Source organism: Acinetobacter halotolerans, assembly GCF_004208515.1.
GTDB lineage: Bacteria > Pseudomonadota > Gammaproteobacteria > Pseudomonadales > Moraxellaceae > Acinetobacter > Acinetobacter halotolerans.
This window is the reverse complement of the sequence record NZ_SGIM01000010.1, coordinates 95,669-118,670: the sequence shown is the minus strand read 5'-3', so window position 1 is coordinate 118,670 and position 23,002 is coordinate 95,669. Positions and strand designations below refer to the sequence as shown.

The 23,002-nt window shown below is 41.2% G+C and carries 20 protein-coding genes and 1 riboswitch; of the genes, 9 read left to right on the top strand and 11 right to left on the bottom strand.

The window, feature by feature from the left end; genetic code table 11:
* Window positions 1-21: 21 nt before the first annotated feature.
* The 4 genes from EXE30_RS12345 to trpA are packed head-to-tail and all read right to left on the bottom strand — an operon-like array spanning window position 22 to window position 4,038.
* Window positions 22-1,062 (bottom strand): SPOR domain-containing protein, encoded by a 1,041-nt coding sequence (locus EXE30_RS12345; RefSeq protein ID WP_130162641.1) that lies wholly within the window; start codon window positions 1,060-1,062, stop codon window positions 22-24.
* A complete protein-coding gene (gene folC, locus EXE30_RS12340; protein WP_130162640.1) occupies window positions 1,053-2,339 on the bottom strand; it encodes a bifunctional tetrahydrofolate synthase/dihydrofolate synthase in 1,287 nt (428 codons plus the stop codon). Before folC ends, EXE30_RS12345 begins: the two co-directional genes overlap by 10 nt.
* Complete coding sequence (gene accD, locus EXE30_RS12335; RefSeq protein ID WP_130162639.1) at window positions 2,336-3,238, bottom strand: acetyl-CoA carboxylase, carboxyltransferase subunit beta; 903 nt, start codon at window positions 3,236-3,238, stop codon at window positions 2,336-2,338. The genes folC and accD overlap by 4 nt, the downstream gene beginning before the upstream one ends.
* Window positions 3,235-4,038, bottom strand: coding sequence for a tryptophan synthase subunit alpha (trpA, locus tag EXE30_RS12330; protein WP_130162638.1), 804 nt, complete (start codon window positions 4,036-4,038; stop codon window positions 3,235-3,237). The genes accD and trpA overlap by 4 nt, the downstream gene beginning before the upstream one ends.
* Before the next feature lie 272 nt (window positions 4,039-4,310).
* Here trpA and EXE30_RS12325 point away from each other — a divergent pair, with 272 nt between their 5' ends.
* Window positions 4,311-5,642, top strand: coding sequence for a Na+/H+ antiporter NhaC family protein (locus EXE30_RS12325; protein WP_130162637.1), 1,332 nt, complete (start codon window positions 4,311-4,313; stop codon window positions 5,640-5,642).
* Between the two features lie 36 nt (window positions 5,643-5,678).
* Here EXE30_RS12325 and EXE30_RS12320 read toward each other — a convergent pair whose 3' ends face one another.
* A complete protein-coding gene (locus tag EXE30_RS12320) occupies window positions 5,679-6,701 on the bottom strand; it encodes an AraC family transcriptional regulator (protein ID WP_130162636.1) in 1,023 nt (340 codons plus the stop codon).
* Window positions 6,702-6,815: 114 nt separating this feature from the next.
* Between EXE30_RS12320 and EXE30_RS12315 the strand changes: the two genes are divergently transcribed.
* Window positions 6,816-7,691: a metal-dependent hydrolase gene (locus EXE30_RS12315; protein ID WP_130162635.1), complete on the top strand. Its 876-nt coding sequence runs from the start codon at window positions 6,816-6,818 to the stop codon at window positions 7,689-7,691.
* A gap of 56 nt (window positions 7,692-7,747) precedes the next feature.
* Here the strand turns inward: EXE30_RS12315 and EXE30_RS12310 are convergent, their stop codons facing one another.
* Window positions 7,748-8,743: a DUF2804 domain-containing protein gene (locus EXE30_RS12310; RefSeq protein ID WP_130162634.1), complete on the bottom strand. Its 996-nt coding sequence runs from the start codon at window positions 8,741-8,743 to the stop codon at window positions 7,748-7,750.
* Window positions 8,744-8,950: 207 nt separating this feature from the next.
* Between EXE30_RS12310 and EXE30_RS12305 the strand changes: the two genes are divergently transcribed.
* Window positions 8,951-10,726, top strand: a complete 1,776-nt coding sequence (locus EXE30_RS12305) for a bifunctional metallophosphatase/5'-nucleotidase (protein WP_130162633.1) — start codon at window positions 8,951-8,953, stop codon at window positions 10,724-10,726.
* 63 nt (window positions 10,727-10,789) lie between these two features.
* Here the strand turns inward: EXE30_RS12305 and trpB are convergent, their stop codons facing one another.
* On the bottom strand, window positions 10,790-12,034 hold the full coding sequence (gene trpB / locus EXE30_RS12300; protein WP_130162632.1) for a tryptophan synthase subunit beta: 1,245 nt from the start codon (window positions 12,032-12,034) through the stop codon (window positions 10,790-10,792).
* On the bottom strand, window positions 12,015-12,674 hold the full coding sequence (locus EXE30_RS12295; RefSeq protein WP_130162631.1) for a phosphoribosylanthranilate isomerase: 660 nt from the start codon (window positions 12,672-12,674) through the stop codon (window positions 12,015-12,017). Before EXE30_RS12295 ends, trpB begins: the two co-directional genes overlap by 20 nt.
* Window positions 12,675-12,792: 118 nt before the next feature.
* A riboswitch (cobalamin riboswitch) is annotated at window positions 12,793-13,005 on the top strand.
* 37 nt (window positions 13,006-13,042) lie between these two features.
* Between EXE30_RS12295 and EXE30_RS12290 the strand changes: the two genes are divergently transcribed.
* From EXE30_RS12290 to EXE30_RS12280, 3 genes are all read left to right on the top strand, one after another.
* Entirely contained in the window at window positions 13,043-14,866 is a 1,824-nt protein-coding gene (locus EXE30_RS12290) for a TonB-dependent receptor plug domain-containing protein (RefSeq protein ID WP_130162630.1), read from the top strand.
* A 91-nt stretch (window positions 14,867-14,957) separates the two neighbouring features.
* A complete protein-coding gene (locus EXE30_RS12285) occupies window positions 14,958-15,545 on the top strand; it encodes a cob(I)yrinic acid a,c-diamide adenosyltransferase (protein ID WP_130162629.1) in 588 nt (195 codons plus the stop codon).
* A gap of 20 nt (window positions 15,546-15,565) precedes the next feature.
* Window positions 15,566-16,285: a glycerophosphodiester phosphodiesterase gene (locus tag EXE30_RS12280; protein WP_130162628.1), complete on the top strand. Its 720-nt coding sequence runs from the start codon at window positions 15,566-15,568 to the stop codon at window positions 16,283-16,285.
* Window positions 16,286-16,315: 30 nt separating this feature from the next.
* Here the strand turns inward: EXE30_RS12280 and EXE30_RS12275 are convergent, their stop codons facing one another.
* Complete coding sequence (locus EXE30_RS12275) at window positions 16,316-16,843, bottom strand: META domain-containing protein (RefSeq protein ID WP_130162627.1); 528 nt, start codon at window positions 16,841-16,843, stop codon at window positions 16,316-16,318.
* A 211-nt stretch (window positions 16,844-17,054) separates the two neighbouring features.
* Here EXE30_RS12275 and EXE30_RS12270 point away from each other — a divergent pair, with 211 nt between their 5' ends.
* The 3 genes from EXE30_RS12270 (at window position 17,055) to EXE30_RS12260 (ending at window position 20,490) form a co-directional block, all read left to right on the top strand.
* Entirely contained in the window at window positions 17,055-18,224 is a 1,170-nt protein-coding gene (locus tag EXE30_RS12270; RefSeq protein WP_130162626.1) for an acyl-CoA desaturase, read from the top strand.
* A 146-nt stretch (window positions 18,225-18,370) separates the two neighbouring features.
* Complete coding sequence (locus EXE30_RS12265) at window positions 18,371-19,813, top strand: protein adenylyltransferase SelO (RefSeq protein ID WP_130162625.1); 1,443 nt, start codon at window positions 18,371-18,373, stop codon at window positions 19,811-19,813.
* Window positions 19,814-19,893: 80 nt separating this feature from the next.
* Window positions 19,894-20,490, top strand: coding sequence for a L,D-transpeptidase family protein (locus EXE30_RS12260; protein ID WP_130162624.1), 597 nt, complete (start codon window positions 19,894-19,896; stop codon window positions 20,488-20,490).
* Between the two features lie 64 nt (window positions 20,491-20,554).
* On the opposite strand, the gene EXE30_RS12255 is transcribed toward EXE30_RS12260, so the two are convergent.
* Together EXE30_RS12255 and baeS are read right to left on the bottom strand one after the other, a co-directional pair.
* A complete protein-coding gene (locus EXE30_RS12255) occupies window positions 20,555-21,241 on the bottom strand; it encodes a response regulator (protein ID WP_130162623.1) in 687 nt (228 codons plus the stop codon).
* Window positions 21,242-21,287: 46 nt separating this feature from the next.
* Window positions 21,288-22,958, bottom strand: coding sequence for a sensor histidine kinase efflux regulator BaeS (gene baeS / locus EXE30_RS12250; protein ID WP_130162622.1), 1,671 nt, complete (start codon window positions 22,956-22,958; stop codon window positions 21,288-21,290).
* Window positions 22,959-23,002: the final 44 nt, after the last annotated feature.

Here is a 23,002-nt window from a genome sequence, read left to right as displayed (position 1 = left end):
AAGAGACTAAGGGTGTTTCACTTAACGTTGATCAAGTGGCACCCAATCAATCACCCAAGCTGATTTCATATTTAAACTTTCATCTGCCGCAATTTTCTTACGCGCGGCATCGGCAGTTTCTCGATCCTTTGAAGGACCAACCATGATACGAATCCCTTTAGAGGTTGGGCTGGTTGTGACTTTGTAGCCCTTCGCACGTAATTTAGATACCACTGCATCAGCGTTGGCTTGGTTTGCAGCCAATGCCACCTGTACCATCCAGTTCTTATCGCCATTTTCCAAAAGCTCACGTGCCTTTTCAGCATCCGCTTTCTTCTTCGCGGCTTCTTCAGCTTTACGTTTTTCTTCAGCAGCTTTTTTCTCTGCTTCGGCTTTAAGTTTATCTTCGGCGGCTTTCTTCTCTGCTTCAGCTTTACGTTTTTCTTCAGCAGCTTTCTTCTCTGCTTCAGCTTTACGTTTTTCTTCAGCAGCTTTTTTCTCTGCTTCGGCTTTACGTTTTTCTTCAGTTAACTTATTGTCTGCTTCAATTTTACGTTTATCTTCAGCGGCTTTTTTCTCTGCTTCAGCTTTACGTTTTTCTTCCAACTTACGCTTTTCTTCTGCAAGTCGTTGTGCTTTGACTTTGTCATCCTCAATCAACTCTGGTGGAATATTATCCGAGCTTTCTTGTGCAGCATTTCGACGGGCATTAATTGCAGCATATTCCTCTGCGGCTTTACGTGCAGCAGCAGCTTCTGCTTCTTGTTGCATCTTTAAAAAATCAGCGGCAAGCGCTTCTTGTTCAGCAACAGCTTTCTCACGTGCATGACGCTGTTCTTCCAGCAACCGTTTTTCTGTTTCGATATCAACAGCCATTGGTTGCAATGACACCATTTCACTATCTTGAGCAGGCTGTGCAAGTTTTGGTTTAGACTCAGTTTGAGCACTGGGGTGTTCAATCTGAGCTTGTGTCTTGTCTTGTTCTATTTCTTCATTACCTTTAAGAAGTAATGCTGCCAATAAAACACCACCTCCAAGTAAAACAACGCCGCCCATCCAGCGTTGTTTGTTATTCATTGACATTGTTCTAAATACTCCCAGACCGCTTCTAAGGTATGAAACGAACCACAGACTAAAATCAGCTGATTGTTATTACATTTGTTCAGCGCAGTTTCAAAAGCTTGTTGGATACTGCCAAACTCATGTACCTGTTGACCGTGCAATGCATCATGTAACTGTTGCACTGGCGCGGCTCTAGGCACATCTAAATTAGCAATAAACCAATTTTTTACTGTTGTTTTTAGTAAATCAGTGACCGATGCAATGTCTTTATCTGCCAACATTGAAAATACTGCAACAACTTCTGTGTACTGTTTATTGTATTTTAGGAATTTTCGCAACTGCTTCAATAAAAATTCAACACCATGCGGATTGTGACCTGCATCGAAAACCACCGTTTTACCTTGAATCTGACGTATTTCAAAACGTCCCTGCAAAGCTGCTTGTTGGATTCCTTGTGCTATTGCTGTTTGGGATATTTCGATACCACTCAGGAGCACAGCAGCGACAGCCGTAGAAATATTATCAAGCGCTAACTGCCCGACTGGGAGCTGCAATGTCGTTCCTGATGATGCAAATGACCATGTTTGACCATCATCATTGAGCTGATAAAAATAATCTCGATTTAAAACAGACAAGTGAGCTTGAGTCTCAGTCACCTTATCTTGAACTGCTTGAGGTAGTTGTTGTTGTCCTGCAAAAATAACGGGGATATTTGGGCGAATAATGCCTGCTTTCTCAAACGCAATTTTTTCGATGCTATCACCAAGCCAGTCAGTATGATCTAAGCCAATATTGGTGATAACAGCAATGTCTGGATCGATGACATTGACCACATCAAGCCGCCCGCCCAAACCCACTTCGAGTACCCAAACATGACAGTGTTGCTGTTTAAAAATAACGAAAGCAGCCAAAGTGGTTGCTTCAAAGAAAGAGAGTGATAAACCACATTCACGGCGAGCTTGATCGACCAAAACAAAAGCATCAATCAAAGTTTGATCATCGACTTCCACACCAGCCAACTTCACACGCTCGTTGAAACGATAAATATGCGGTGACTGATAGAGACCAACTTTATAGCCTTGTGCATTTAAAATAGCGGCTAACGTGGTTGTGGTTGAACCTTTACCATTGGTACCCGCGACTGTAAATACTTTCGCATCTGGCTGCATCACACCTAACTTTTCAGCGACAGGGATGACGCGTTCTAGGCCTAAATCAATGCCTGTAACATGAACATGGCTCCAATAATCGAGCCATGTTGTTAATGTATCTTTTGAATGTGGGTCGTGCGGTTTCAAGGTAAATTCATCAGCTTTGCAACAAGTCGATATACAGTATCACGTAACGCATGACGGTGAACAATCTGATCGATTACCCCATGATCAAGCAAATATTCTGCTCGTTGGAAAGGTTCTTCCAGTTTTTCACGCACCGTTTGCTCAATCACACGTTTACCTGCGAAACCAATCATGGCCTTAGGCTCAGCAATATGTACATCACCCAGCATGGCCAATGATGCCGTTACGCCACCGTAAACCGGATGCGTCAATACCACTACATAAGGTACACGTGCTTCTTTCATTTTTTGAATCACAGCCGAGGTACGTGCCATTTGCATGAGGGACAACATCCCTTCTTGCATACGTGCACCACCCGAAGCAGCAAAACAAATCAAAGGTTGATGCAGTTCAATCGCGCGTTCAGCCGCTTGTACAAAGCGATCACCCACAACTGTACCCATTGAACCACCCATGAAATCAAATTCAAAAGCACAAGCAATTAAATCTAAACCTTTCAGAGAACCTTGCATGACCACGAGTGCTTCTGTTTCACCCGTTTTATCTTGTGCTTCACGCATACGATCTGGATAAGACTTTGTATCCACAAACTTCAATGGATCTTTGGCACTAAACTCTTGACCTAACTCAGTGTTGACTTGATCAAAAAACCAATTCAAACGATCACGCGCACGCATGCGTAAGTGTTCATCGCATTGTGGGCAAACATAAGCATTGAATGACATCGCAGTACGAGTAACCAGTGCATGACACTCAGGACACTCAATCGTTGGCTCAGTAAACGTCGCTTTGAATATCTGTTGTTGATCCGCGACCTGAATCCCAGGAACTTCACGCTCCGTCCAAGGGGTTGCAGGATGCAATACTTTCCCTGTTATGATTTCTACGTCTTGACTCATACTAACTCATCGAGCGCAGCTCGAAGCTCCTTCACTTTATTCACCGTCTGTTGCACAGCTTCATCGGCTGGCAATGTTGCAAAAGATTTAACGAAAGCACTGCCTACAATCACAGCGTCGGCAACTTGTCCCATGGCTTTTGCAGACGCTGCATCACTAATCCCAAAACCAACACCGACTGGCACATTAGTTTTAGATTTAATTTTTGCAATCCGCGCTGCTGCTTCTGAGGTATCTAATGTCGCTGCACCAGTCACACCTTTGAGTGACACATAGTAAACAAAGCCACTGGCTTGATTGACCACATGTTGAATACGCTGATCGGTCGAAGTTGGTGCAAGCAAGAAGATTTGATCCATCTCATTTTGTTTTAAGATGTCTCCCAACTGCTGTGATTCTTCTGGTGGCAAATCCACGAGAAGAACACCATCAACACCACAGTCTTTCGCATAAGCCGCAAACTTTTCATAACCAATCACTTCAACAGGGTTTAGATAACCCATTAAAACAACAGGTGTCGTTTGGTCTTGTTGACGAAATTCTTTGACCATATTCAACGCATCTAAGGTATTGGTTCCACCAGCCAAAGCACGCTCAGCGGCTAAGGCAATCACTGGACCATCTGCCATTGGATCTGAAAATGGTAGACCCAATTCAATAACATCAACGCCCGCTTCAACCATTTGGTGAAGTAATGGAACGGTTACCTGTGGATGCGGATCACCTGCCATCACATAAGAAACAAGCGCTTTACGTTGCTGAGATTTAAGCTGTTCAAAACGAGTGGCAAGACGTGACATAGGATTATGCTTTCCTTGATTTATGTTGAGGAGTTGTTTGTAGTCGTACAAAAAACACTGCATTGTAACGCTATTTTTTGTACATTGAACAGCGTTTGAGATGATTGCAGTGTTGATTATTGCCACCAACAACAGCCCTGATACATTTATCTATATTTTGGATTTTTTCTCAATGATCAAAGCTTCCTAATTTTAGTCCAATCCCACTACATTTTAGAAATTGGCCAAGCTCCTTTATACTATGCGCAATTTTTGAATGTTCTTTTGATTTTATGTCTTCCCACTCTCAGGAAAAAGTGCACAGTAATGCGCTTGCGTTGCTACCTCTATTGGTATTTTTGATCATCTTTCTAGGGAGTGGTATTTATCATTCAATGATTGGGACAGAATTTGCCTTTTATCAAATAAAAGCCCCTGTCGCTGCTGTTCCAGCAGTGATTCTTGCACTACTCCTCTACAAACAAAAACTCAATACTGCTATTGAAGATTTCCTACAGGGCGCAAGTCATCCTAACTTGATTTTGATGTTTATGGTGTTTATGTTGGCGGGCGCATTTGCCAGCGTTTCCAATACCATTGGCAGTGTCGATGCTACGGTTCAACTAGGGCTTTCATTGATTTCAGCAGAGTATGTTTTACCCATGCTGTTTATCATCTCCGCGTTTATTGCAACAGCAATGGGAACGTCAATGGGTACCATTGCAGCCTGTGCCCCGATTGCATTTGGCTTTTCTCAAGCAACCGATATTGCTCCTATTTATGCCATTGGTGCCGTGGTAGGTGGTGCAATGTTTGGTGATAACTTATCGATGATTTCAGACACGACTATTGCCGCGACACGCAGCCAAAATGTTGAATTAAGAGATAAATTCAGAGTCAACATCTGGATTGCTTTGCCTGCTGCATTGATCAGCTTGATTGTTTATGTTTCATTAAGCCAGCATGCCGAGGAGATTCAATCAAAGCCGTATGATTTATGGCTAATTCTGCCCTATCTAGCCATTTTCTTCCTCGCATTTAGTCGCTTACATGTACTTGCTGTTTTAATGATTGGTGTGGTTTTATCTGGGGTTATGGGGCTTATTGAAAAGCCAGAATTCAACCTGCTGCAATTGAATAATTCAATTTATAACGGTTTTGTGGGCATGTTTGAGGTGGCATTACTTTCCATGCTCCTTGGCGGACTGTCAGCTTTGATGCAAAAAGAAGGCGGTTTACAATGGTTAATCCAACGGATCTACGCGATTACTCGCTTATTTAAATTTGGAAGACAACGTGCAGGTGAATTAGGCATTAGTTTCCTTGTGGTCTTCTCAAATTTATTCGTTGCCAACAATACTGTTGCGATTATTTTATCGGGAGATATGGCACGTGAGGTCGCCAAAGAATACGGGGTTGATCCGAAACGTAGTGCCGCTTTACTTGATATTTTTTCTTGTGTAACCCAAGGGATTATCCCCTATGGCGCACAATTACTTCTTGCCTGCTCGATAGCCAAACTTTCGCCTATAGAATTGATTGGACATATCTACTATTGCTGGATTTTAGCTATCTTTGCGATACTGGCAATTGTATTTAATTATCCACGCTTAAGAACATCTTAAAAATTCATATGAGTCTCTTTAGTTTTGTTCTGAAAACTAAAGAGACTTTAAAAATTGCTTTGGTGTAAAACCTGTCCAACGCTTAAACGCACGCCCAAATGCGCTTTGATCCGCATAATTTAAACGTTCTGCAATCTCAGAAAATGACTTGCCTTGCTGCAAATAAAGCTTACTTTGCTCCAACCGATATTGATCTAAAATTTCCTGAAAATTCAATTGATAGGCTTTAAGCTGGCGCTGTAAAGTTCGTTCAGAACAATGCAACCGCTTGGCGACATAACGTTGCAAAACTTCTTCTTGCTGCAATAAACCTTGCTCAATATAACTTTGAATTTTCTGTTTAAATTGTTGTTGCTGTATTTCAACGGAACTGATGCTATTCAAGGATTGCTGTGCTTGACTCGATAAAACCTGATTGAGCTGTTGATCTGCTGCAATACTCTTGGCTTTTAAAATCTGATGAGGAAAGCGAATAGCGTATTGTCCAGCATGAACTTGTATTGAACATCCATAAAACTTTTCAAAATGATATAACGCAGTATGCGGCGCATAACCAAATTGAATCATTTGTGGTGGAATGAGCGTATCTTGTGCAATTGATTCGGCAATTTTAAAAATCAGCGCCAAGTTCAATTCATACATCTCACGATAATCAGGATACGAGGCATTCCATACAATTTGAATATAATCTGAAAATTGTTGTACATCGAGTTGTTCTAAATTGGTCTGTTTAAAAATCAGAGAATAATAACGCTGTAATAACTGTAACGCTTGCTGTAGATCTAAGCTGGTTGAAGCCAAATACCCCATTAAACCGAGATCTTGTAAATTGGCATGTTCAGCTAAAACAAGCGTAATTGGTCGGGTAAAATAAGGTTGAGCAGCGCGTAACAGTACGACATAACGCTCGACATCAAACTCTTGTTCATCTGGGTTTTCTAAACACGCAGCAAAATCCTGCCAAAGCTCAGGTGCAACAACTCCAGATAAATCAATGTGTTCTTGTTGTAAAACACGATTTAACAATCGTAAGTATCCAATAATTATTTTAACTGACATGCGCCAATCTCATCCTAATCTGTCGCTATTTGTATAAAACTTGGCTGTAACTGTCAAAACATTTCATCGAACTTTCGCCATACTGAGTACATTAAAAGAAAAGGAAGAGCACCGATGAATGCACATGTATCCTATCAGGTTGATCCAATCGTAAGAACGAACTTAGACTTCCACTTAAATGAAGCACCTCGTTTTTGGTTTGGAGGCGATCCGTTCCGTACCCGTATGTTTGACGCCTTGAGCCTCACATTTCCTGATGGTGAGCGCTATTTCATTGAATGTGTCCGCTTATTTCGTGACAAAATCAATGATCCTGAATTGCAGGAACGCGTCACGGACTTCATTCGTCAAGAAGCTCAACATGGGATTGCGCATGACAAAATGAACCAAGTCATGAAACAACAAGGTATGCCTGTTGATCAATTCACCCATCGTTTAAAGAAAATATTTAAATTTGAATTGAAGAATCGTTCTCCACAATACAATATTGCCATGACTGCCGCAGCAGAACATTTAACTGCACTGATGGCGGATACTTTCTATAGCCAAAAAGAAACCTTAGCGGATGCAGATCCTTTTGTTCGTGCCCTGTTTGCTTGGCATGCTATTGAAGAAATGGAACATCGTGATGTGGCATTTGATGTAATGCAACAAGTCGGCGAAGTGCCTGAGTTTACCCGTAAATCTGCATTGGTAATTACGACGGTATTAATGTTTGGATTTACCCTTTACCGTACCGACGTGATGCTAAAATGTGATGGTTTTAGTTTAAGACAACGTTTTGATATGGCGCGTAAAGGCTTACCTTGGTTCTTTGGTCGCAACGGTATTTTGACGGCAAAAAGAGCGCAATATAGCGACTGGTTTAAAAAAGACTTCCATCCAAATCAACACCCAATTATTCGTCAATACGATGTTTGGATTGATACTTTAGCCAAAACCAATGACCCAATTGCAGCGGGTGAAGCTTTTTGGCAAGCAGCAATATAAAATCTCATTAGCGCCTCCCTTTTTTTAAAGGGAGGTTTGGAAAGATTTCTCAATAATCACCACTTTGCATAGTGCTGTTCCAATAAACCATACTGATCACTCAACACCAGCAATTCACCATTTTCTTGCTCAATCGTGCCACTCACTTTGGCTTGCCATTGATTAAACTGACTTCCAATCAAACGTAAATTAATATTTTCAAAACGACACCACCCTGTTTGCACCAACAAGTTTAATCGGGCATCCAAAGAGCGAATTGACCAACACTTTTCATTCTGCTGTTCAAATAAAACATCCGTGAGTGGATATAAGCGACCATCGACCCACAAGGCATTTTCATTGCCAAAGCTTTCATTCACACCCGATGCAAGGTTAAGTCCAATACGACGATCTTGTTCATCACGGAACTGACAAGACAACCAAAACCAAGCCGTTTCAGGGCGTAAAAAACCACAGGTATCATCTAATGATGCAAGGCTTTGTGCATTAAATTTTATCTGTTGCTGTTTTGGACTTATAAAATAACCTTCAACCGCTAAGGTGGTTTGCTTTTGCGTATACGTCCAACCATTGATCCCAGTTGGACTACATAAACTCAGTGCATCAGTTCCCGCACAAAAGATACGCGCTTTAAGCTGAACTTCACCATGTCTGGTGATTTGGATATAACGCACACCATTGGTGTGTTTCATGTTAAAACAATAACCTGATTTTTTAAAATAGCTTTGACTAAATAGCGGTTGTTCATCCAGCTTGGTTTGATAGCCAAAAGGTTGAATTGCATTGCATTCAATCACTTGTTCAGCTTGATGATCATAGATATAAAAGAAAGCATGTCCAGCCCACGATAAATCAACGATTGCGACGCCGATACTGTAGTGCTCATGCTGTATACCGCAAAACTTGAATTTCTTATATTTTAACTGTTTACGCCAGCCTTTAAGTATCTGACCATACGGCGTTTTATAGATATAGTCATCGAGGTTAATTCCAGAGGGTACCTGATCAAAACGCCCATAACGTGGCTGACCATTGGCTTGTATCAAATCCATGATTTTTGATTCCGTGACCGCATGAGAGCATCCTGTCTATCATAGCCGCTAATTCATAATATTTACTCAAAACCGTTCACAATTTTTGAGCACATTTCAACTTCACTCGATCTTTATTTCATTCACATTAAAGTTCAATATTTCATCAAACATTCATACTGAGGTTTTATCTTTAAAAACAATCTTATACCACTTGATCAAAAAATCATGAAGACGCGAACTATTTTTAAAGTAAATGCACTGTGTGTAATGCTGTTGGCGCTAACCGCCTGTAATGATAATGATGATAATCAAGCACCTAAAACCGAACGAAAAAATCAAAGTATCAATGTTCTTGCCTTTAATGACTTTCATGGCAATTTAGAACCACCTAAACGCTTTATTGAAGCAGATGATCCACATGACCATAGTAAAACGGTACAAATACCTGTTGGTGGTGTCAGCTACTTTGCCGATGCAATCAAAAAATTACGGGCACAATATCCCAATAATGCTGTGGTCTCGGCTGGTGACTTAATTAGTGCTTCCCCATTAATCTCATCGTTATTCTTAGATGAACCGACCATTGAAGTAATGAATGATATTCAAATCGATTTTAATGCGGTGGGAAATCATGAGTTTGATCGTGGAACCGATGAACTTCGTCGTTTACAAAATGGTGGCTGTCAGCAATACACCAGTACTAAGCCATGTCAAATCAATCCAAACTTCACTGGGGCAAAGTTTAACTTCCTCGCTGCCAATGTTTCCATGAAAGCCGATCCAAACAAGACGCTTTTTCCTGCCTATAAAGTCAAAACTTATGGTGGCATCCCTGTTGCGTTTGTTGGGCTTACTTTAGAGGCAACTCCGAGCATCGTTTCTGCTGCTGGCATTACCGATGTCAACTTTCATGATGAAGCAGATACCGTCAATGCATTGATTCCTGAGTTAAAGAAACAAGGGATTGAAGCGATTGTGGTGGTGGTGCATGAAGGCGTTGCGCCAAGTACCAAATTCAACAAGAAAACCTGTGATGGGTTGAGTGGCCCATTAATCGATGTATTGGAACGCTTAGATCCTGCGGTTGATGTTGTGGTATCGGGTCATACACATCAATCTTATATCTGTGACTATGCAACCCAAAACCCACAAAAACCGTTCTTACTCACATCTGCTGGACAATATGGTACGGCCATTACCAATATCCAACTCGAACTAGATGGAAAAACAGGTGATGTGATCAAGAAAGACGCGACCCAAGTTCCCGTGCAAAGCGAAAGCTATACCTCTGGGACGACCACGGTCAGCTTAACGGATCTATACCAAAAGTTTAGTAAAACACCAAGTATCGAAGCGATATTAGATAAATACCGTCCAGCCGTTGCGACAATTTCCGGGCGTGTAGTTGGATCAGCAAGCACTGTTATTGATCGTAATCGTACTGAAAGTGGCGAAACCGCGCTGGGTAATTTGATTGCGGATGCTCAACAAGCGGCAGCACTTGTAGCCAGCAATCAAGGTTCGGATTTTACATTGATGAATGCGGGTGGTGTACGCGCAGACTTATTGATTAATAGTAGTAATCAAATTACCTTCGGTGATGTATTCAGCGTACAACCGTTTGGTAATTCGTTAGTCACCCTGAGTCTCACAGGCAAACAAATTCGTGAGCTATTAGAACAACAATGGTCTGGTGCCAATGCGGCAACCACTCGGATATTACAGCCGTCAAAAGAATTCAGTTATTCGTATAAACAAGATGCCACAGTATCTCCTCGCGCCAGCAATATCATGATTGCAGGACAAGCTTTGGTCGATACTCAAGTCTATCGCGTTACTGTGAATAGTTTTATTGCCGATGGTGGTGATAACTTCACTGTTTTAAAACAAGGGAAGAACCCAATCGGTGGCGGACAAGATATTGATGTTTTAGAGAAATACGTGACTCAAAACTCACCGCTTAATGCACCTGCGACAAATCGTATCAAGCTGATTCCATAATAGGTTTTAGACAATAAAAAACAGGGAAGCATTTGCTTCCCTGTTTTTTTATTCCGCTGAGATTTACATCTCAACCATTTCCACACCATCAATACGTGCAACAGTCATCAAGTCTTTATCACCGCGACCTGAAACAGTGGCGATAATGATTTGATCTTTAGACATCGTTGGCGCAAGTTTGGTGACATAGGCCATGGCATGAGAGCTTTCAAGCGCAGGAATAATCCCTTCGATCTTGGTTAAATCACGGAAACCTTGTAACGCTTCTTCATCATTGATCGGCACATATTCAACACGGTGCATATCTTTTAAGAAACTATGTTCTGGTCCTACACCTGGATAATCAAGACCTGCTGAAATACTATGTGTCTCAATGATCTGACCTTGTTCGTCAGACATCAAGTAAGTACGATTACCATGCAATACGCCCACATGACCTGCATTCAATGGTGCCGAATGCTTACCTGTTTCAATACCATAGCCTGCAGCTTCAACACCGTACATTTTCACATCTTGATCATTCAAGAATGGATAGAACAAGCCCATTGCATTTGAACCACCACCAACACAAGCCACCAAGGCATCAGGTAAACGCCCTGCTTGCTCTTGGATTTGACGGCGCGCTTCACGACCAATAATCGACTGGAAATCACGAACTAGCTGCGGATAGGGATGTGGACCCGCCACGGTACCAATCACGTAATAAGTGCTATCCACATTGGTGACCCAATCACGCATCGCTTCGTTCATGGCATCTTTCAATGTTTTTGAACCGCTTTGCACAGGCACAACCTTGGCACCAAGTAAACGCATGCGGTATACATTCATCGCTTGACGTTTAACGTCTTCCGCACCCATGAATACCACACACTCAAGGCCTAAACGCGCTGCAATCGTTGCCGTCGCAACGCCATGCTGACCAGCACCTGTTTCTGCAATGATACGTTTTTTACCTGATAGTTTTGCCAATAAGGCCTGACCAATGGTGTTATTGACCTTATGTGAACCTGTGTGATTTAAGTCTTCACGTTTCAAGTAAATCTGCGCACCGCCGAGCTGCTGTGACCATCGCTCTGCATGATAAAGTGGGCTAGGACGACCAACATAGAACGCAAGATCACGGTCAAATTCTGCCAAAAACTGTGCATCATTTTTCATACGACCATAAAGATTTTCTAAATCTTCAAGTGCAGCCATCAGCGTCTCTGACACAAAACGTCCACCATGAATACCAAAATGCCCTCGAGCATCTGGAAACTGGGTATAGTCAATTGTCTGATTTTTTTGACTAAGATTTTGCTGATCCACGTTGGACTCCTTGCATAAATTTTTCAATGAGTTGTTGGTCTTTTATACCTTTTGCGGACTCTACGCCTCCGCTGACATCCACAGCAAAAGCAGCTGTAGTATCAATAGCTTCACTCACATTTTCAGGGGTTAGTCCGCCTGCCAAAATTAGTGGAATATCAAGTTGTGGAAATTGATTCCAGTCAAAGCTATGCCCTGTTCCACCCTTTAGCTCAGGATGCCATGCATCTAATAAGACTGCACTAGCGCCCGCAGCTTGATAACGCTGAATTTCGGTCACAACATCGATATCTGGTTTTACCTGAATCGCCTTATACCAACGACGCTTGCAGTGTTGAGCAATCTGTTGGCATTGTTCAGGTGTTTCATCACCATGTAGTTGTAATACATCCAAAGGAACTGAATCAAGCACCGTTTGTATTTCTGCGGGGCTTGCATTCACAAACAAGCCCACCAATTGCACATACGGCGGAACGAGCACTGCTAATGATTGAGCTTGTTCAATGCTGACATGACGTGGACTCGGTGGGAAAAATACCAAACCGATCGCATCCGCACCAGCTTGCACAACAGCGTGAATATCTTGTGTTCGGGTAATTCCACAAATCTTGGCGCGAGTTCGCAGTTGGATTTGGCGCATGTCATGTCCAATTTTAAATGAATACTTTTAAACCATCGTATTGTAATGCAATTTGACCATCATAGGGCAAAGTTCATTCCGAAATGCGATTGTTTAAAAAACGTTAACACTTTATACTTTGATAAATTTTGCAACAAGTCTAAAGCAATTTCTTTTGCTTATAGGGAAGTTGGTGTAAGTCCAACACTGCCCTCGCAACGGTAACACCGTATTATTAATCTTAGCTCTACGCCAAATCACTGCATCTGAATGATGTGGGAAGATGATTAATAGCATCATCATTGTGATGATATAGTGAAGTCCGGAGACCTGCTTGTTGTTATCTTCTACGCAAACATTCACGAAGGGTGAATGTATGGAGCAACATCATGTCTACTACTTTTCAACCGACTCGTTTAGTTGGTGCTATCGCTATTGCGATGGGGTTTTCCTCTCCTGCTTTTGCTCAAGAACAAACAACTGATAAAATAGCTTCACTTGATACCATTGTTGTAACAGCATCTCGTACTGAACAGAAAATCAGTGAAGTACCTGCTCGAATTAACATTATCGAACCAAAAATCCTTGAGCAATCTCCAATTGCATCTTTACCACAACTATTACAAACAGACGCTTCGATCAATATGGTCCAAAGCGGTGGTTATGGGCAAACAGCATCAATTTTTCTACGTGGCGGCAAGTCAGAACAAACTCTTGTTCTAAGAGATGGTGTCCGTCTAAATTCAGCAACTTCAGGTGCAGCCTCTTTACCATTTATTGATACAACAGATATTAAACAAATTGAGGTTCTAAAAGGCCCAGCTTCTGTTTTATATGGTACAGATGCAATTTCTGGTGTAGTACAACTGATTTCAAAAACACCTGAAAAAACGGCTGCTTTTGTGACAGGTGAAATCGGTGAAGACAAAACTTACAAATCAGTAGTCGGAGCAGACCTATCCGAAAATGGTTTCTATGCACAAATTCGTGGTCAACGACTAGAAACAGATGGTACACCTGTAAAAGAAGTAAAAAATGCACCTAATGCCTCATTTGATCAAAAAGGTTACAGTGCAAAAGTTGGGCTAGATAAAGAACAATATGCTATGTCAGTTGATTATAGCGAGAACAAAGGTTATAGCGATTACGATAGCTACGGCAACCTGATTTCACAAAATTTTAAAAACGAAATCATTAATGTCAAAGGACGTTTCAACGTTCTCGAGAATTTAGCTCTACATGCCCGTTTCTCTCAATTTAAAGATGAAATAGATCAGAATAATTCAACTGATTTCGTACATAGCAAAACGCAAGAATCTGAAATCTTTGGCCAATGGGGCTTTACCCAAAATCAACAGATTTTGGTCGGTATAACACAAAGAAATATTGATGGTGATGTTCTTTCGTATGGCTCACCATATCAAGAAGATATTGATTCAACAGGTTATTATATCCAACACAAATATGACAAAGCTGGATTAAATACCCAAGTTGGTATCCGTGTTGAAGACAATGAAAAATTCGGTACACATACCGTTGCTCAAGGCTCTGTCCGTTATCAAGTTCTTCCATTAACTAGTATCTATGCAAATATTGGTTCTGCCTTTAAAGCACCAACACTGAATGATATGTATGCTTACGGCGGAAATCCCGATCTCAAACCAGAAGAAAGCTTTTCATATGAAATAGGTTTAGATCAAAAACTAGCCTACAATATTTCAACAGGTTTATCTCTCTATACCACTGAAGTCGATAATCTAATTGACTTTGATGGTGTTCTTAATCAAATGAGAAATCTTGATAAAGCTAAAATGGAAGGTAGTGAGCTTTATGTAAAATGGCAAGGTGAAAACCTTTTTACCAATTTAAGCTATAACTATGTACGTGCTAAAAATAAGAAAAATGATGAAGATTTAAGCCGTCGCCCTCGTCAGAATATTGCTTTGACTGCAGGTTGGACAGATGAACAATATACTTTCTCGACCACAATGCTTGCGAATGATGATTACGACAACAGTGCCTTTGACGATGTTCAAATCCCTGGACATTTCCGCGTAGACATGCATGGACAGTACAAATTAAATAAAAATGTCGATATCTTTGCGAACATTCAAAATGTAGGTGATTCAAAATATCGTACAGCATATGGTAGTGGCAGTTATTACATCAATGGCGGTCGCTTAGCTTCAGCAGGTGTCACATTCCGTTATTAATCTTGCGATAACATCATAAACATATTTTCTTAACTCCAGTTTCGAGGTAATGTCTTGACCGCATTGCCTCTTTTTTATTTTAGGAAATCCGATGGGACATCGTTTAAGTAAAATCTATACACGTACAGGTGATTCAGGCACAACAGGTTTAGGCGACGGTTCACGTGTTGCCAAAGATGACTTACGTATCACCGCTTTGGGGGATGTCGATGAACTCAATGCGACGATTGGCGTGCTTCGCGCACAAATTAGCGCGAGTCAAATCAGTGATAAACATCAATGGGACCAAAGCCTGAGCTTGATTCAACATTGGCTCTTTGATTTAGGCGGTGAAGTCTGCATTCCGAATTACCACCTACTTCAACCTGTTTGCATCGAATTTCTAGAAAAAGAAATTGATCGCATGAATGAATCCTTACCGATGCTGAAAGAGTTTATTTTACCGTCAGGTACTTTAGCGTGTAGCTATGCACACCAAGCACGTGCGGTATGTCGTCGTGCAGAACGCGCATTGATGTCAGTGCACGCGCGTGACCAGAATATTCAAGCAACAGCATTACAATTACTCAATCGTCTATCAGATTGGTTATTTGTCGCTTCTCGTGCGTTACAACGTGCTGAAGGTGGCAGTGAAGTGTTGTGGCAGAAAAATATTAATGACAGTATTGATCCAGAATAACCATATTAGGCAGCACATAAATGCGAATCATCGGTCATCGTGGAGCACGTGGTGAAGCACCAGAAAATACCTTAGGTGGGTTTCATTATCTGCATGGTCTTGGCGTTCGTGCTGTCGAATTTGATGTTCGACAACTTCAAGATGAGCAACTGGTTGTAATTCACGATGACAACTTTATTCGTACCACAGGCCTGTCGCAGCATGTCGAAAGCTGCAGCTTAGCTCAGGCTCAACAATTCGATCATCGCCATCTATGGCAAACTTGGGCTGAACCAGAATACACGCCGAGTTTAGTGCAAGTCATGGCATGCTTAACCGACTTCGAGCATATCGAAGTTGAAATCAAAGCGGTGCCTGATGAAGCTGCTGCGGAAAAGCTGATTATCCAGCTACACCAAGACCTTAAAGGATTTGAGCAAACGGCAATTATTACCAGCTTTGATGTCAAAATTTTAGCTGCATTACAACAGTATCAGAGTCATTTTAAACGTGGTTTATTGGTTGAGATTCCCATCGCTGAACATGCAATTGAATTGGCTCAGCAATATGGGTGTCATCAAATAGGTTGGAAAGATCAACTTGCAACAGATGAGATGATTAAACTCACTCACCAAGTAGATCTAAATGTCAGTGTTTGGACAGTCAACGATATAGAACGAGCTAAACATTTACAGCAGTTAGGTATCCATGGCTTAATTACTGATATTCCAAGCACCATGTTGCACCATTTATCCTTATAGAAATGGTGGAATAAATTCCACCATTTTCCTCTATTTTTTCTTTTGTGCCTGAATCAAACGCTGCCCTTTCGCATCTAGCAAATACAAATGAGTTCCATCAAATTGAAAACGCTGAACACGTTGAATGGCATCTAATAGATCAGCCTCTTGTGCCAATGCTTTATTACAACTCAAATGACCGGCTCTCACATCAAAATCAAGTTTACGCTGAGCAAAATCGAAGGTGTAGCCCCCATACATATTGTTGCAACCCGTATGCCCAGAAACACTCTTGCTAATTGAGTTCAGCGAAAAACTCGGGTATTGGTTAAAGAACAACGCACGCTTGTTCTGAATCATGGTAATTTGCCAATCAACATCTTGTATTCCATCTATACTCTTACGAACCTGCAAACTCGGTAATTGGTTACCATGTTTGGGTTGTAAGGTCTTGTTTTGCACTTGAGTTGGTTGACTTTGACAAGCGGCAAGCATCAAAACAGCAGAAAGTATTAAAGTTTTGTGAACATATGCCTTCAAAGCGTAAATGGGATTTTTCACGATAATTTGCTCAGACATTGATTTGTTTCACCTTTTAATAGATAAGCCGATGTGGTAAACGAATTCTGTTACGGTTCTTTCGATACAACTGTAGAATAATACTAGTGCTTATTGATTTGAGCATGTTAATATCAGGACTAAAATAGCAATATATCGTCATGATTGGTCTTGCTATCTCGTTTAGTTTTATTATCTTGTGTGAACAAGATTATTAGGAGCGCTGACGGATATGAATTCCGCCCCACTCAAAAAAGCACCCATTAACTGGACTGCTAGCATTACCTTAATTGGAACTCCAATTCTTGCTGCTATTTTAATCCCTTTATATGCTTATTATTATGATTTTAGTGTAAGTGCTTGGGTCAGTTTGTTTTTCCTTTTGGCTTTAAGTAGCTTAGGAATTACAGCAGGTTACCACCGTCTTTGGGCACACCGTGCTTATGATGCGGCATTACCACTCAAAATCTTACTGATGATTGGCGGTACTTTTGCAGTTCAAAACAGTATCTTGTTTTGGGCTTCAGGTCACCGTACTCATCATCGTCATGTCGATGACATTGATCAAGATCCGTATTCAATTAAACGCGGCTTTTGGTATGCTCATTTAGGCTGGATGATTCGTGATCACTCACCATCTGAACCTGACTATAAAAACGCACCCGATTTATTGAATGATAAACTGGTGATGTTCCAACACAAATACTATGTCCCACTAGTGATTGCTGTCCATGTTGGTGTCTTAGGGGGTATTGGTTGGGCTGTCGGCGACATTTGGGGTGTAGTTTTACTTGGTGGTTTACTACGTTTAATCATTAGCCATCATGTTACTTTCTTCATTAACTCACTATGCCACATGTGGGGCAAACGTCCTTATACCGATGAAAATACTGCACGTGACAATTTTGTCTTGGCTATTTTCACTTGGGGTGAGGGCTATCATAACTATCACCATATTTTCCAATACGATTATCGTAACGGCGTGAAATGGTGGCAGTATGACCCAACAAAATGGTTGATTTGGACCAGTTCTAAACTCGGTTTAGCCAAAAATTTACGTCGTATTCCAAGCTTTAATATCAAAAAAGCTGAGCTTGCAATGCGCTTTAAATATGCTGAGCAGGATTTGGCGATTTACGGTCATGATGTCAACACAGACATTACTCAAATGAAACAACGTATCGCACAAGAATATGATGCATTTACCCTAACTTTAAATGATTGGGCAAAGCTGAAAGAGCAAGAACTTCAAGCGAAAAAGGCGGCGATGGCTGAAAGAATCCATCAAATCGACCACAAGCTTAAAGTTGATTTCCAATTACTTGAACATCGCTTAAGTCATCATCGTGAATGTTTAGAAACATTAATGCGTAACATCAAAAAAACGCCTGTTTCTGAATAACTCAATGCTTTCTAAAATGGTCTCTTTAAGAGGCCATTTTTTATGCCTACGTGCATGTACAAGCTGCCGCCCTTACACTGCTTTAATCGCGACTCAAATCAAAATTTGCTATAGTCTTTGCTCTGCCCTTTCAAGATTTCTATCTTATGCATTTTAATCCACGTTATGCGTCTCTCGACTCCAAGCTTTATCATCAGCAACAGCCCACCCCATTACGTGGTGCGAAAGCAGGGCATTTCAATGCAGTCTTAGCTGACGAATTGCAATGGAGTGAAGAGGATAAAGCCAACTGGGTTGAGATTTGTAGTGGGCAAAAAACTTTTTCTGAATTCACCCCATTGGCCATGGTCTATGCAGGCCATCAGTTTGGACAGTGGGCTGGGCAGCTTGGAGATGGCCGTGGTTTGTTGATCGGGCAAATTTTAAATCAGCAAGGTCAAACCATAGACCTACACCTCAAAGGTGCGGGTGCGACCCCCTACTCTCGTATGGGCGATGGTCGCGCGGTACTACGTTCAGTGATTCGAGAGTATTTAGCGGGTCATGCACTCAATGCATTGGGTATCGCCTCAAGTCATGCGGTTGGTTTTACCACCTCGACCCAAGGGGTTCAACGTGAAACATTAGAGCTAGGTGCCATGTTATTACGCACCTCCGAATGTCATATTCGTCTCGGGCATTTTGAGTGGATCAATCAATACGCACCTGAGCTTTTGCCGGAATTCACACAAAAATGTATCGAATGGCATTATCCAGAATGTTTAAATGCTGAACAACCAATTCTCGCTTTTGCTCAAGCGGTGATTGATCGAACCGCGCTGATGATTGCCCAATGGCAACTCGTTGGTTTTGCACATGGCGTCATGAATACCGATAATCTAAACATTACTGGTTCAACGCTAGATTTTGGGCCTTATGGCTTTTTAGAACGCTTCCGACCAAACTGGATCAACAACCATTCTGACTATCAAGGACGATATACTTATCAAAACCAACCGAGTATTGGACATTGGAATCTTTGGAAATGGTTAAATACACTGATTCCATTGGCAAAGCCTGAAGATAAGGAACAATTCAAACATGATTTGGCGCAATGTTTAGAACAATATGAACCGACATTTTTACAATATTATGGTCAGGGTTTATGTCAAAAAATGGGACTACCCAATTTTCATAAAGACAGTTTAGATTGTAGTTTTGCTTTCCTCGGAATTTTGCAAACAGAGCAACTGGATTACACCCAAAGTTTTATTCGTTTACAGCAACACGACTACAAAGCTTTAAGAGATGATTGTATTCATGTGCAGCAGTTTGATGACTTCCTCACACGTTATCAAAACATTCGTCAGCATCAAGATACTGTTGAATTGGATCAGGCAATGCAACAAGTAAATCCACATTATGTTTTACGCAATCATATGGCGCAAAAAGCCATCGAACTGGCTGAACGTGGTGATTTTAGCGAAGTTGAACGTCTATTTAAACTGCTCAATCAACCTTATCAGAAGCAACCTGATTTAGAAACCGACCAAGATATCGCACCATTGCCAAATGATGTGCCTGAGGTTGTAGTGAGTTGTTCATCTTAATTCCGAACAATTTGGGTTCACTTGCGCCACTATCGTGGCTCAAGTGAGCTATTTATTTTATATAAATGAGGTTTGGATTCATGAAAGCTTGGCTGACGCTATGCGTTGTTATACTTATGATCATCATCGGCGTTGCGATTTATCATTATAAACAATATATCCCAAGCTCGATTTCACCACAGCAAACCCCTGTGCCCCAAGCACTTTCGAATGAAGAGATTCAGCAGCTTAAACAAAGCAAGCCAATTACCGAGATCGAAGTCTTTAAAGAAAAACGTCGTCTTCACCTTAAACACCATGATGAGATCGTACGTGATTACCCAATGCGTTTAGGCTTCGATCCAATTGGACATAAACAATTTGAAGGTGATGGAAAAACGCCTGAAGGTGATTACCGAATTGATTGGCGCAATCCACAAAGTGCTTTTTATAAATCCCTGCATATTTCTTACCCCAATCAAGCTGACCTTGCCTATGCACAACAACATGGTCAATCTGCGGGTGGCGATATTATGATTCACGGTACAGTCCCTAAAGATCGAACATCCATCCCTTCTAGCGCAACTTATATGCCGCAAGGCGATTGGACTTTAGGTTGTATCGCTGTACGCAATATTGATATGGATGAAATCTGGCAATTGGTGGATAACAATACCAAAATCAAAATTCATCCATAATTATTTAAAACTATCCACATTTTCTGTGGATAAACTTGTGGTTACCCACAGGATAAACTTTTATTTACTCATCAGGATATTCAAAACGATAGCCTACGCCATACACAGCTTGAATCCATTCATGACGATTCCCCGTTTCGGCAGCATCAGAGATTTTGCGTCGTAGATTCTTAATGTGACTATCAATCACACGGTCTGCCACATCAAAGCTATCAGGGTTGATATGATCCAACAACTGAGCACGTGAATACACCTGTCCTAAGTGCTCTAAAAACAGTTCCAATAAACGGAATTCTGTCGGGGTCAAAGTTAACGCTTTTTGTTGATACCAAATCCGTTGCTGTGCTTTATCAATACGGAATAAATCATTTTGCTCAGGCTCGGCTTTGCGTTCTAAACGGCGTAAAACCGCTTGCACACGTGCGACCAATTCTTTCGGGCTAAAAGGCTTACAAATATAATCATCCGCACCCATATTTAAGCCCAGTACCCGATCAATTTCTTCAGTACGGGCGGTCACCATAATGATTGGCAAATCTGACTGTTCACGCACTTTACGACAAATGGTCAAACCATCCATCCGCGGCACCATCAAATCCAAAATCATTAAGCTAGGTTTACGTTGCTGAAAGTGGTTATAAGCATCCTGACCATCATGAAACATGCTGACTTCAAAACCAGCTGCCTCTAAATAATCACGAACCAACTGTGCTAGTTCAACTTCATCTTCAACCAACATAATATGTTTCATGGTTTTCATCCTGTTCATCATCCTCAATCAAAAGAGGATCTCAAAGTTATTTCATTTGTTTTGGAAAAGTCAGTACACAACGCAATCCACCCAGTGGTGAATGATCGAAGGTCAACGAGCCACCCAATGCTTGCGCTAACTTACATGAAAGCGCCAAACCTAAACCAGTTCCACCTGTACTACGAGTACGCGAATCATCGACACGATAGAAACGCTCGCCTAAGCGTGCCAACTGCTCATCATTCACACCTAACGGACTATCATCCACATACAGTATCCATTGTTGCTCATTTTGTTGAGTGTGAATCTGTATTTTTCCACCCTGTTCGGTATAGCGGACACAATTTCCGAATAAATTGACGATAATCTGTTTAAAACGATCACGATCCAAAGATAAAAGAGCATCTTCGCCTACGTATGAAACTTCAAGCTGATGCTGCTCAAAAGTTGACTTAAAGTTATCAAGCTCTTGTAACACGATATCCCATGGATTTACCTCAGCAAAATAACATTTCAATTGTTGTGCTTCGGCTTGCGCTAAATCGGCTAAATCTTGGGTTAATTTCTTTAAACTCTCCACTTGTCGCATCATCGCAGCTAAGTGTTCGGGTGTCGATTTACGGATTCCATCTTGCATGGCTTCAATTTGGACTTGCAGCACGGCTAGCGGTGTTTTCAGTTCGTGTGAAGTATCCGCAACCCATTGACGACGAGACTGCTCATGCTGATGTAGAATATCTGCTAAATGGTTCAATTGATTGGACAAATCACCTAATTCATCATTTCGTTTAATCAACACTTGATGTTGATAATTACCTCTCGTTAATTCTAAAGTCGCTTTGAGCAATCGCTGAATTGGCTTTTTAAAATAAGTTGCCATCAACAAAGCAGCAACCATACTCGATAATACGGTTAAGACGTATACTAAAAATAAATAACGTTTTTGATTACTAAAGAAATTGATACTTGATGCATCATCTTGGTCCAATACGGGCTTTAAGCCAAGATAACCAACCACCTTTTGCTCAACCATAATCGGACGATATGAAATTTGATCTGTAGTTGGTTCGCCTACAATAAATTGATGTTTTTCATTGTATAAAGACAATCGAGAACTTAAGCCCAAGCGATCAGGAATCGACACAAAACGTTTTTTTCCCTGCTCATTTGAGTTATTGGATTTACGTTGCTGGGTATTGTCTGAATCTTCTTTCTTTAAACGAAACTGACTTGGACTTAGCGGAAAGCGTAAACCTTCAAACGGTTGATATTCTGAAGGTAAGTTTTGCTTTAGAACACTAAGCTCTTCTTCATTAAAAATCTGACGATTTCTTATTTCAGTATTGTTCTGAGTCAATGTAGGAGAAAGGTTTAATAAAGTATGCTCATTAAAATAGCGCTGTTGTAATGCAATGTCATATTGACGGCGCAACCACCATTGAGATAACCGGTCATAATCGTCAGGTGCCGCCGTCCCTTCAATCTGTAAAATTTGTGCCTGAACCGCATTGCCCCAATCATGATAAATCGTATATACATTGGCTAAATTGGCAATGAGTCGATCTAGCTTCTGCATTTCTACATCAGCAACATAACGTGCAAAGTTCTTTTGCATGGTCCAGTGCAAGACTCCCAAACTAATCGTCGCGATCAGCAAGGTGGTCAGTAGCACAGTCAGAAATAAACGTAAGGCTATCGGGACACGACGAACATTCAAAAGCTTAGTCTCAATATTGTTCTATTTATGGATTGTAACCAACA

Bases quoted from the DNA above. Each gene is read 5' to 3' on its own strand.
- EXE30_RS12280 (WP_130162628.1), top strand. From the start codon at position 15,566: ATGCGAATCATCGGTCATCGTGGAGCACGTGGTGAAGCACCAGAAAAT.
- EXE30_RS12275 (WP_130162627.1), bottom strand. From the start codon at position 16,843: ATGTCTGAGCAAATTATCGTGAAAAATCCCATTTACGCTTTGAAGGCA.
- EXE30_RS12290 (WP_130162630.1), top strand. From the start codon at position 13,043: ATGTCTACTACTTTTCAACCGACTCGTTTAGTTGGTGCTATCGCTATT.
- EXE30_RS12260 (WP_130162624.1), top strand. From the start codon at position 19,894: ATGAAAGCTTGGCTGACGCTATGCGTTGTTATACTTATGATCATCATC.
- EXE30_RS12285 (WP_130162629.1), top strand. From the start codon at position 14,958: ATGGGACATCGTTTAAGTAAAATCTATACACGTACAGGTGATTCAGGC.
- EXE30_RS12325 (WP_130162637.1), top strand. From the start codon at position 4,311: ATGTCTTCCCACTCTCAGGAAAAAGTGCACAGTAATGCGCTTGCGTTG.
- EXE30_RS12295 (WP_130162631.1), bottom strand. From the start codon at position 12,674: ATGCGCCAAATCCAACTGCGAACTCGCGCCAAGATTTGTGGAATTACC.
- trpA (WP_130162638.1), bottom strand. From the start codon at position 4,038: ATGTCACGTCTTGCCACTCGTTTTGAACAGCTTAAATCTCAGCAACGT.
- EXE30_RS12265 (WP_130162625.1), top strand. From the start codon at position 18,371: ATGCATTTTAATCCACGTTATGCGTCTCTCGACTCCAAGCTTTATCAT.
- accD (WP_130162639.1), bottom strand. From the start codon at position 3,238: ATGAGTCAAGACGTAGAAATCATAACAGGGAAAGTATTGCATCCTGCA.
- EXE30_RS12270 (WP_130162626.1), top strand. From the start codon at position 17,055: ATGAATTCCGCCCCACTCAAAAAAGCACCCATTAACTGGACTGCTAGC.
- EXE30_RS12310 (WP_130162634.1), bottom strand. From the start codon at position 8,743: ATGGATTTGATACAAGCCAATGGTCAGCCACGTTATGGGCGTTTTGAT.
- EXE30_RS12320 (WP_130162636.1), bottom strand. From the start codon at position 6,701: ATGTCAGTTAAAATAATTATTGGATACTTACGATTGTTAAATCGTGTT.
- EXE30_RS12315 (WP_130162635.1), top strand. From the start codon at position 6,816: ATGAATGCACATGTATCCTATCAGGTTGATCCAATCGTAAGAACGAAC.
- EXE30_RS12345 (WP_130162641.1), bottom strand. From the start codon at position 1,062: ATGTCAATGAATAACAAACAACGCTGGATGGGCGGCGTTGTTTTACTT.
- EXE30_RS12305 (WP_130162633.1), top strand. From the start codon at position 8,951: ATGAAGACGCGAACTATTTTTAAAGTAAATGCACTGTGTGTAATGCTG.
- EXE30_RS12255 (WP_130162623.1), bottom strand. From the start codon at position 21,241: ATGAAACATATTATGTTGGTTGAAGATGAAGTTGAACTAGCACAGTTG.